The organism is Streptomyces sp. NPDC059373 (genome assembly GCF_042751495.1).
Lineage (GTDB): Bacteria > Actinomycetota > Actinomycetes > Streptomycetales > Streptomycetaceae > Actinacidiphila.
This window is the reverse complement of the sequence record NZ_JBHYXC010000041.1, coordinates 1-9705: the sequence shown is the minus strand read 5'-3', so window position 1 is coordinate 9705 and position 9705 is coordinate 1. Positions and strand designations below refer to the sequence as shown.

At 71.9% G+C, this 9705-nt stretch carries 11 protein-coding genes and 1 pseudogene; 7 read left to right on the top strand and 5 right to left on the bottom strand.

Annotated features, from left to right (window positions below):
• The first annotated feature begins 60 nt into the window (after positions 1 to 60).
• The 4 genes from dhaK to ACFXJ5_RS34230 all read left to right on the top strand — a co-directional run bounded on the left by dhaK (position 61) and on the right by ACFXJ5_RS34230 (position 2546).
• Entirely contained in the window at positions 61 to 1053 is a 993-nt protein-coding gene (dhaK, locus tag ACFXJ5_RS34245; RefSeq protein ID WP_384640022.1) for a dihydroxyacetone kinase subunit DhaK, read from the top strand.
• A 66-nt stretch (positions 1054 to 1119) separates the two neighbouring features.
• Positions 1120 to 1770 (top strand): dihydroxyacetone kinase subunit DhaL, encoded by a 651-nt coding sequence (gene dhaL / locus ACFXJ5_RS34240; RefSeq protein WP_384640134.1) that lies wholly within the window; start codon positions 1120 to 1122, stop codon positions 1768 to 1770.
• On the top strand, positions 1767 to 2165 hold the full coding sequence (locus ACFXJ5_RS34235; protein ID WP_384640020.1) for a PTS-dependent dihydroxyacetone kinase phosphotransferase subunit DhaM: 399 nt from the start codon (positions 1767 to 1769) through the stop codon (positions 2163 to 2165). The genes dhaL and ACFXJ5_RS34235 overlap by 4 nt, the downstream gene beginning before the upstream one ends.
• 36 nt (positions 2166 to 2201) lie before the next feature.
• Positions 2202 to 2546: a YkvA family protein gene (locus tag ACFXJ5_RS34230; protein ID WP_384640017.1), complete on the top strand. Its 345-nt coding sequence runs from the start codon at positions 2202 to 2204 to the stop codon at positions 2544 to 2546.
• On the opposite strand, the gene ACFXJ5_RS34225 is transcribed toward ACFXJ5_RS34230, so the two are convergent.
• Together ACFXJ5_RS34225 and ACFXJ5_RS34220 are read right to left on the bottom strand one after the other, a co-directional pair.
• Complete coding sequence (locus ACFXJ5_RS34225) at positions 2536 to 3681, bottom strand: methyltransferase (RefSeq protein ID WP_384640014.1); 1146 nt, start codon at positions 3679 to 3681, stop codon at positions 2536 to 2538. The two genes, ACFXJ5_RS34230 and ACFXJ5_RS34225, sit on opposite strands and share 11 nt — an antisense overlap.
• 12 nt (positions 3682 to 3693) lie before the next feature.
• Positions 3694 to 4272 (bottom strand): TetR/AcrR family transcriptional regulator, encoded by a 579-nt coding sequence (locus tag ACFXJ5_RS34220; protein ID WP_384640011.1) that lies wholly within the window; start codon positions 4270 to 4272, stop codon positions 3694 to 3696.
• Between the two features lie 139 nt (positions 4273 to 4411).
• On the opposite strand from ACFXJ5_RS34220, the gene ACFXJ5_RS34215 reads away from it, so the two are divergent.
• Together ACFXJ5_RS34215 and ACFXJ5_RS34210 are read left to right on the top strand one after the other, a co-directional pair.
• Positions 4412 to 5359, top strand: a complete 948-nt coding sequence (locus ACFXJ5_RS34215; protein ID WP_384640008.1) for an SDR family NAD(P)-dependent oxidoreductase — start codon at positions 4412 to 4414, stop codon at positions 5357 to 5359.
• Between the two features lie 43 nt (positions 5360 to 5402).
• Positions 5403 to 6170 carry a YqjF family protein gene (locus ACFXJ5_RS34210; RefSeq protein WP_384640005.1) on the top strand — a complete coding sequence of 256 codons (768 nt, stop codon included), beginning with the start codon at positions 5403 to 5405 and terminating at the stop codon, positions 6168 to 6170.
• Positions 6171 to 6245: 75 nt separating this feature from the next.
• Here the strand turns inward: ACFXJ5_RS34210 and ACFXJ5_RS34205 are convergent, their stop codons facing one another.
• Positions 6246 to 6557: a nuclear transport factor 2 family protein gene (locus ACFXJ5_RS34205; protein WP_384640002.1), complete on the bottom strand. Its 312-nt coding sequence runs from the start codon at positions 6555 to 6557 to the stop codon at positions 6246 to 6248.
• A gap of 95 nt (positions 6558 to 6652) precedes the next feature.
• Positions 6653 to 7726, bottom strand: coding sequence for a chitinase (locus tag ACFXJ5_RS34200; protein WP_384639999.1), 1074 nt, complete (start codon positions 7724 to 7726; stop codon positions 6653 to 6655).
• Between the two features lie 297 nt (positions 7727 to 8023).
• Between ACFXJ5_RS34200 and ACFXJ5_RS34195 the strand changes: the two genes are divergently transcribed.
• Complete coding sequence (locus tag ACFXJ5_RS34195) at positions 8024 to 9433, top strand: MFS transporter (RefSeq protein ID WP_384639996.1); 1410 nt, start codon at positions 8024 to 8026, stop codon at positions 9431 to 9433.
• Here ACFXJ5_RS34195 and ACFXJ5_RS34190 read toward each other — a convergent pair.
• A pseudogene (locus ACFXJ5_RS34190) lies at positions 9339 to 9705 on the bottom strand (PucR family transcriptional regulator); the annotation flags it as partial. The gene ACFXJ5_RS34195 and the pseudogene ACFXJ5_RS34190 overlap by 95 nt on opposite strands.

The window sequence follows — 9705 nt, the reverse complement described above, 5'->3', positions numbered from 1 at the left end:
GGCATACGCTCGGCTATGACAGGTACGGGACGGCAGCCGCCACCTCGGACGGAGGTCCTCATGAAGATGTTGATCAATGTGCCGGAAACCGTGGTCGCCGACGCTCTGCGGGGTATGGCGGTCGCCCATCCGGAGCTGACGGTGGACGTCGAGAACCGGGTGATCGTACGGAGGGACGCGCCGGTTCCGGGGAAGGTCGGGCTCGTGTCGGGCGGCGGGTCGGGGCATGAGCCGTTGCACGGCGGTTTCGTCGGGCGCGGGATGCTCGACGCGGCGTGCCCCGGCGAGGTTTTCACCTCTCCTGTGCCGGATCAGATGGTGCGGGCGGCGGCAGCCGTGGACAGCGGCGCGGGCGTGCTGTTCATCGTGAAGAACTACACCGGCGACGTCCTCAACTTCGACATGGCCGCCGAGCTGGCCGAGGACGAGGGCATCCAGGTCGCGAAGGTCCTGGTCAATGACGACGTCGCGGTGACCGACAGCCTCTACACGGCCGGCCGGCGCGGCACCGGGGGCACGCTGTTCGTGGAGAAGCTCGCAGGTGCCGCCGCCGAGGAGGGCGCGCCGCTGGAGCGGGTGCAGTCGATCGCGCGGCACGTCAACGAGTCGTCGCGCAGCTTCGGCGTGGCGCTGAGCGCCAGCAGTACGCCGGCCAAGGGAAGCCCGACCTTCGATCTGCCGGCCGGGGAGCTGGAGCTGGGGATCGGCATCCACGGCGAGCCGGGCCGGGAGCGGCGGGCGATGATGACGGCCGGCGAGATCGCCGAGGTCGCGGTCGACGCCGTCCTGGAGGATCTGCGGCCGCAGCTTCCCGTACTGGCGCTGGTCAACGGCATGGGGGCGACCCCGCTGCTGGAGCTGTACGGCTTCGCGGCCGAGGTGCACCGGGTGCTCGCGCAGCGCGATGTCGCCGTGGCCCGCACGCTGGTCGGCAACTACGTCACCTCGCTCGACATGGCCGGCGCGTCGGTGACGCTGTGCCAGGTCGACGAGGAACTGCTGCGGCTGTGGGACGCACCGGTCGTCACGGCCGGACTGCGCTGGGGCGCCTGACCCGGACTGACCGGAGCGTAACCGGAGAGGAAACAATCCATGAGCGAAGAACCGTCACCGGGCCCCGTGATCGACGCGGCCTTCTTCCGCCGCTGGCTCACGGCCGCTGCCGCCGTCATCGACCGCGAGGCGGACCAGTTGACCGAACTCGACTCCCCCATCGGTGACGCCGACCACGGTGCCAACATGCGTCGCGGCTTCACCGCCGCCCGCGGCGCCATCGAGAAGGAGCCGCCGGAGACTCCCGGTGACGTGCTCGTCCAGACCGGGCGGCAGCTCATCAGCACCGTCGGCGGCGCTTCCGGCCCGCTGTACGGAACGCTGCTGCGCAGGGCCGGCAAGGCGCTCGGCGACTCCGCCCGGGCCACTCCCGAGCAGCTGCGGGACGCCCTGAAGGCGGGCGTCGACGGGGTCGCGCAGCTGGGCGGTGCCGCGCCGGGCGACAAGACGATGCTGGACGCGCTCGTGCCGGCCGTGGAGGCGCTGTCCTTCGCCCTGGACAAGGGCGCGGGGCTCACCGAGGCGCTGGCCGCCGCCCGGATCGCCGCGCAGGAGGGCGCGCTGGCGACCGTACCGCTCCAGGCCCGCAAGGGCCGGGCCAGCTATCTGGGCGAGCGCAGCATCGGGCACCAGGACCCGGGGGCGACCTCGTCCGCGCTGCTGCTCGGCGTGCTGGCCGACACGGCGGAGGAGTCCGCGGCGGGAGGCACCGGATGACGGTCGGCGTGGTGCTGGTGTCGCACAGCGCGGCCGTCGCCGAGTCGGTCGCCCAGCTCGCGGTCGGGCTCACCGGCGGCGGCGACGTCGCCCCGGTCGCGGCGGCCGGAGGCACACCGGACGGCGGCCTCGGCACGGACGCCGAGGCGATCGTCAAGGCCGCCCGCTCCGTGGACCGGGGCGACGGGGTGGCCGTACTGGCCGACCTGGGCAGCTCGGTCCTGACGGTCAAGGCCCTGCTGTCCGACGAGGACGAACTGCCGCCCGGCACCCGGCTGGTCGACGCCCCCTTCGTGGAGGGCGCGGTGGCCGCCCTGGTCACCGCCTCGGCCGGGGCCGGGATGGACGCGGTGGTGGCCGCCGCCGAAGAGGCGTACTCCTACCGCAAGGCGTGATCGGGAATCGGAAATCTGGGATCGGGGCTCGGGGACATGGGCGGGAACAATGAGGTCTGGCTGCTCGTCGCGTTCGCCGCGGTGGTGGCCGCCGTCATGGTCGTGGTCGCAGTGCGGCTGTGCGTACGGCTGGTCCGCACCCGCCGTTTGCTGACCGATGCCGGTGTCCCGGCACAGGGCAAGCTGGCCTTCTGGGCGGCGATCGTCTATCTGGTCTGCCCGGTCGATCTGCTGCCGGACCCGATCCTGATCGACGACATCGCCTTCCTTCTGCTGGCCCTGCGCTCCCTCGACAAGGCCGCCGCCCGCGCGGGCATCCCTACCCTCACGGAGCGGAAGCCGGGCAAGCGCTCGGTGGGGGCGCCGCCGGTCAGGCCTTGACGGCGCGCAGGATGACGAACTTCGGGTCGCTCGCGACGACCTCGCAGCCGCCGAAGAGCCGGCGCAGCTTCAGGTGGTAGCCGAGGTGCCGGTTGCCGATGACCCAGAGTTCGCCGCCGGGGCGCAGTGCGTCGCGGGCGCCGGTGAACATGCGCCAGGCGGTCGCGTCGGTGGTGGCCTGGTGGGTGTGGAAGGGCGGGTTGTTCAGCACCAGGTCCGCGGTCCCGGCCGGGACGCCGGACAGGCCGTCGCCGACCAGGAACTCGGCCTTGGCGCCGGCTCCGGCGTTCGTACGGAAGGTGGCCTCCGCGGATGCCACCGCCTGGTACGACTCGTCGACGAAGGTCACCTCCGCCTCCGGGTTGGCCAGCGCGGCGGCCGTGCCGACCACCCCGTTGCCGCAGCCCAGGTCGACGACGCGGTCCGGGCCTTCGCGGTCCGGCAGGTGGCGCAGGAAGAAGCGGGTGCCGATGTCGAGGCGTTCGGCGCAGAAGATGCCGGCGTGGTTGGTGACGGTCCGGCCGGAGACCGCGCCGATGCCGTCGGGCAGCGCGTAGCTGAGCGGCCACGGGCTGCCGGTCCGGGCGAGCCGGGGGTCGGGCGTGCAGAAGACGAGCCGCGCCTTCTTCTCGGCCAGCGAGGTCCGGGTCGGGCCGAGGATCCGCTCGAACAGCTTCAGCGTCGAGGTGTGGATCTCCTTGACCATGCCCGCGCCGACCACCAGCGTGCCCGGGTGGATCCCGGGCGCGAGGCGGTGCAGTTGGTCCTCGAGCAGGGCGAGGCTCTTCGGTACGCGGACCAGCAGCACGTCGATCCGGTCGGGCGGCGCGTCCCTGGCCGACAGCAGCCGTACGGCGTCCGGATCGGCCCCGCTCCGCCACAGATTGGCGCGGGTCGCCTGCTGGGTGAGGTACGAGTCGGTGATCTGTACGGGCCGGTGCGCGGCGAGCGCGGTGGCCAGCGCGCCCCAGCGGTCGCCCACCACGACCAGGGTGCCCGACAGGTCGGCGGGTTCGGACTCCAGGTGCCGCAGCAGGTACTCGTCGGCGGCGTCCCAGGCGCGCAGCCTGTCACGGGGGTCCTCGGGAAATCGGGTGAGCTCGAAAGCACCCGCTGACGTCGTCAAACGATTCATTGTGCGTTCAGGCTAACCGAGCCCGCGATAGCGCAGGCCGTCCATCAGCAGGTCGAGAAGTCGGCCGGCCTGCTCGCGCTGCGTGGGCTCGCCGGCAGCGAGGGAGATACCGCTGAGGCTGGTGAGCACGTCGCCGGGCTCGACGTCCGCCCGTATGCTCCCCGCCTCGGCGCCGGCCCGCAGCAGCGCGGTGATCGCGGCGGTCAGCCGGTCGCGGCTGTGCGCGAACGGATTTCCGCCGGAGGCGATGACCGCGCGCAGCGCGTCGGCGAGGTCGCGCTTGGTCGTCATGTAGTCGACGAACCGGTCCATCCAGGCGCGCGTCGCCTCGTCGGGCGGCATGGCCCGCAACAGGTCGTCGGCAGCGTCGCACAGCTTGGCGAGCTCGTTGCGGTACGTCGCCTCGACGAGTGCCTCGCGCGTCGGGAAGTGGCGGTAGAGCGTGCCGATGCCGACACCCGCGTCCTTGGCGATCGCCTCGAGCGTCACGTCCGTGCCGTCCTGGGAAAGCGCGCGCACGGCGGCGGCGAGCAGCCGGTCACGGTTGCGCTGCGCGTCTGCGCGAAGCGGGCGGGCACGGGGGGCCGACACGATGACTCCTTCGTCCGTCACGACTTGCTAATCGGAGGAGCCTCCGGTTACAGTTCCACCGTAGTGGAGGTTCCTCCGTTTCGTATCGTACCGGCCGGGCCTCCCGCTCCGCATCGCCGAGCGAGGACGGAAAGTACTCATGACCGCGCACACCCCCATCACCACCCCCTTCTCCGCCGAATCCACCGCCGCCGAGGTCGTGGACGGCATCGACCTCACCGGCCGCCGCGTCATCGTGACCGGCGGCGCGTCCGGCATCGGTGTCGAGACCGCCCGCGCCCTCGCCGGGGCCGGCGCCGAGGTCACCCTGGCGGTCCGCAACCTCGACGCGGGCCACCGCACCGCCGAGGACATCACCGCGACCACCGGCAACAAGCAGGTGCTGGTCGCCCCGCTGGACCTCGCCGACCAGGCGTCCGTCGCGGCGTTCACCGCCGCGTGGGACGGCCCGCTGCACATCCTGGTCAACAACGCCGGCGTGATGGCATCCCCCGAGATGCGTACGCCGCAGGGCTGGGAACTCCAGTTCGCCACCAACCACCTCGGCCACTTCGCCCTGGCCACCGGCCTCCACCCCGCCCTCGCGGCGGCGGGTGGCGCCCGCGTGGTGTCGGTCAGCTCCAGCGCACACCTGCGCTCACCGGTTGTCTTCGAGGACATCCACTTCCGCGAGCGCGCGTACGAGCCGTGGGCCGCGTACGGGCAGTCCAAGACGGCCAACGTCCTCTTCGCGGTCGAGGCCGGCAAGCGCTGGGCGGATGACGGCATCACCGTCAACGCGCTGATGCCCGGCGGGATCCGCACCAACCTTCAGCGGTACGTCAGCGAGGAGGAGCTTGCCCGGCTGCGCGCCCAGGCAGTCGGCGGCGGCATGCAGTGGAAGACGCCCGAGCAGGGCGCCGCCACGTCGGTGCTGGTCGCCACCTCGCCGCTGCTCGAAGGCGTCCACGGCCGCTATTTCGAGGACTGCCGGGAAGCGGAGCCGGCCGAGCCCGGCCTGCGCCGTCGGGGAGTCGCGGCGTACGCCCTCGACCCCGAGGCGGCCGCGCGGCTGTGGACGGTGTCCGTGGAGACGCTGGCCGCATAGGCCCTCTCCGGGGTGGCGGCGGTGGGTCTGCGATGCTGGCTGCGTGACCCGCACGCCGCCCGCCCCGGAGCCGATAACGGCCGACCCACCCGGTCGTACGGCGAACCCGCTGCTCACCCAGTCGTGGCTCGACCTGGCCTTCCTGCACTGGGCCGTCGACCCGGCGGACGTGGCGCCGCTGCTGCCGCCCGGGGCCGTGCCCGACACCCTCGACGGGGTCACGTACGTGGGGCTGGTCGCCTTCCGTATGCACCGCGTGGGCTGGTTCCGCCTCCCCGGGGTCCCCTACCTGGGCACCTTCCCCGAGACCAACGTCCGCCTCTACTCGGTGGACGCCCACGGACGGCGTGGTGTCGTCTTCCGCTCCCTCGACGCCTCCCGGCTGATCCCGGTGGCGGTCGCCCGGGCCGCCTTCCGGCTGCCGTACGCGTGGTCCCGGATGGCCATCCGGAACGGCGGCGACGACACCATCACGTACACCAGCACGCGACGCCGGCCCGGGCCGCGCGGGGCGTACAGCCGGATCACCGTACGGGTGGGCGAGCGCGTCGGCGATCCGACCGAGCTGGAACACTTCCTGACCGCCCGCTGGGGCATGCACAACACCTTCTTCGGCCGGCCGATGTACCTGCCGAACACCCATCCGCGCTGGCCCCTTCACCGGGCCTCTCTGGTCGAGTGCGACGAGAACCTCGTCGCGGCGGCCGGCCTGCCCGCGCCGGCCGGCGAGCCCGTGAGCGTGCTGTACTCCCCCGGCGTCCCCGTTCGCTTCGGACGCCCCGTCCGCCCTGGTGGCATTCCCACGCCCTGACCCAAGGACATCCGCCCCCGCCCCGGGCAGGGGGCGGAGGCGGGAGCCGGGCGGTCGGGGGGGACGGCCGGACGGTCAGGCCTGGCCGGTGTCGATACGGCTGACACGACCTCCGGCGACCTCGAAATGCCAGCGGGTGTTCATGTCACCCCAGGTGTCGTTGCCGTACCGGACGGTCAGGTTCAGGCCGTCCGGGTCCTCGCCCTGGACGGTCATACGGCCGTTCGTGGTGAAGATCTCCCGGTCGACCCAGTCCTCCAGGGCCCGCCTGCTGCCGTCGTCGGTGAGCACCGCGTCGGGCGCGAGCAGGTCCATGAAGGCGGCGCGGTCGCCGTGGTTGACGGCATCCACCAGAGCGCGGACGACGGGGTTGCTCGGGGCGGTCATCGGTGTCTCCTCAATGCGCCGGCACCTGCCGCAGGTGCGGAGTCGCTGTCTGCATCAAGGGAACGAGAGGCCACCTCGCCCCGCAACCGGTGGGGTTACCCGCGGTGCCCGCGGCCGAACGGCGCGAAGGTGTGGCTGAAGTACCAGGTGTCCTGCGCGACGCCCGAGCAGGCGCCGGCGCCCTTGGTGCCGACGCAGCTTCCGTTGTCGCGCTGGAGGGCCCAGAAGGAGAGGGTGTCGATCCCCCGCGAGGCGGCCCACTTCTCCACCGTGACGGCGTCCTGGGTGGTGAAGGTCTCTTCCGGGCCGAAGTCGTCGATGCCGGGCATCTCGGTGACGCCGATCCTGCCCCACAGCCGCTGGGAGCTCTGCGACGGGTAGAGCGCGGCCAGTTGGTCGTGCAGCCCGGTGGCGGCGGTCTTGGTGTCGGCCGCCATGTCGTGGGTGGCACCGTCCCAGTAGTCGAAGGTCATGATGTTGACGACGTCCACCTGGGCGCCGTTGTCGACGGCGTTCTGCAGCAGGGCCACGCCGCTGGGGGCGAGGCCGGTCGCGAACGTCGGCAGGGTGTAGGAGAACTGGACCTTGCGGCCGGTGTGGTGGGCCCAGCGCTGCACCTGCGCGATCGCCTTGTTGCGGCGGTCGACGCCGGCGGTGTTGTTGATGGAGTCGGCCTCGATGTCGAGGTCGATCCGGGCCACACCATAGGTCGTGACCAGGCTCTCGTAGACCTTCGCGATCGCGTCGACGCTCGTGCAGCTGTCGGCGAGCTCGGTGCCGGTGGTGTCCGCGCTGTAGCCGCCGAACGACGGTATGACGTTGCCGCCGCGGGCCTGGATGGTAGCTATGTCGTCGCCGAACGTGCCCTGGGAGATGGGCTGCGTGGCGTCGCCGTTCCAGTACGCGGTACAGGAACCCGCCGCCGCCGTCTGGAGAAAGGCCATCGTCAGGTACTTGTTGCCGGACTGCGCGGCGAGCTCGGCCGGGCTCTCGCCGGTCCACGCCTCGAAGTACGGCGCCACCACATGCTCCGGCATGGGTCTCACGGGGTGCGCGTGCGCCGGCGTCGCGGCGTGCGCCCCGCCTCCGGCGAGCATGACCAGCCCGGCGGATACGGCGGTGGCGACCGCGGCGGCCAGCGTCGCGCGGAGGGTTACGGATCGTCTCATCAAGGCTCCCACAGGGAAAAGCGCAGGCAAGGACAGAAAACGCAGGGCTCGCCTGATGGCGGTCGGCGAGACCCCCATGATTGGACTAGACCAATAAACTGTCAAGAGTCCTTACCGACAGATCCGAACAGATCCGCCGGGATTGCGCACTCCCGCGTCGATGTCCGCCGCACCTGGGGGCAGCGAGGACAACCCGGCCCCGAAATATGGTGGTTCACCACATGGGTCAGCGACCGGGACCTTCCTACGGTGTGGCAGCACCCACAAGGAATCCGTCCCCGCCCGGAAGTGACCGCCATGACAGCATCGACCGGTACTCCCCCAACCACCGCCTCCCTACGGCGCATTGTCGCCGCAAGCCTCATCGGCACCACCGTGGAGTGGTACGACTTCTTCCTCTACGGGTCCGCCGCCGCCCTCGTCTTCAACAAGCTGTTCTTCCCGGACTCGGACCCGCTGGTGGGGACGCTGCTGTCCTTCCTGACCTACGCGGTCGGCTTCGCCGCGCGGCCCGTCGGGGCGCTGGTCTTCGGCCACTTCGGCGACCGGCTGGGCCGCAAGAGGCTGCTCGTGCTGAGCCTGCTGCTGATGGGCGGCGCGACCTTCTGCATCGGCCTGCTGCCCACCCATGCCACGGTGGGCGCCGCCGCGCCGGTGCTGCTGACAACTCTGCGGCTCGTGCAGGGCTTCGCCCTCGGCGGCGAGTGGGGCGGCGCGGTGCTGCTGGTGTCCGAGCACGGGGACGCACGCAGGCGCGGCTTCTGGGCGTCATGGCCGCAGACGGGAGCGCCGGCCGGGCAGTTGCTGGCGACGGGGGTGCTGTCGGCGCTGACGGCGCTGCTGTCGGACGCGCAGTTCACGGCGTGGGGGTGGCGGATTCCGTTCCTGCTGTCGGGCGTTCTGGTGGTGGTCGGGCTGTGGATCCGGCTGTCGGTCGACGAGTCGCCCGTGTTCAAGGCGGCGCTGGCCAAGGCCGAGGAGCGCAGGGCCACGACGGACACGGTCGAACGGCTGCCGCTGCTGGCCGTGCTGCGCGACCACTGGCGGGACGTGCTGGTCGCCATGGGCGCCCGGATGGCCGAGAACATCAGCTACTACGTCATCACCGCCTTCGTGCTCGTGTACGCGACCGAGCACGCCGCCCTGGGCAAGCAGACCGCGCTGAACGCGGTGCTGATCGCCTCGGCCGTGCACTTCGCGGTGATCCCCGCCTGGGGCGCGCTCTCGGACCGTATCGGCCGCAAGCCGGTCTATCTGATCGGCGCGGCGGGCGTCGGGCTGTGGGCCTTCCCGTTCTTCGCGATCATCGACACCAAGAGCTTCGGGGCGCTGGTGCTGGCCGTGACGGTCGGCCTGGTCTTCCACGGAGCCATGTACGCGCCCCAGGCGGCCTTCTTCTCCGAGATGTTCGCGACCCGGATGCGTTACTCCGGTGCCTCGATCGGCGCGCAGTTCGCGTCGGTGGCCGCCGGCGCCCCGGCCCCGCTGATCGCGACGGCGCTGCTGGCCGGCTACGGCAGCTCGGTGCCGGTCTCGCTCTACGTCCTCGGGGCGGTGGTCATCACGCTGGTCGCGGTGTCCCTGGCGAAGGAGACCCGGGGCCGCGATCTGGCCGAGGTGACGACGACAGCCGACGCAGGCGCAGCGCGAGCTGGAGCTCCAGGGCGCGGCCGGGCGTCTGCCAGTCAGGGCCCAGCAGGCGGGTGACGCGGTCGAGGCGTTGCGCGACGGTGTTGACGTGGACGTGCAGCTCGTCCTTCGTACGGGCCGGGCTCATGCCGCTCTCGAAGTACGCGTCCAGCGTGTGCAGCAGCCCGGTCCCGCGCCGTTCGTCGTAGTCGGCGACGGGCCCGAGCGTGCTCCGTACGAAACCGTCGACGTCCCGCGCGTCGGCAAGGAGCAGACCGAGGAAACCGAAGTCCTCGGCCGCCGCGCCCTCGCCGGCCCGGCCGAGGACGCGCAGGGCGTCGGCGCAGCGC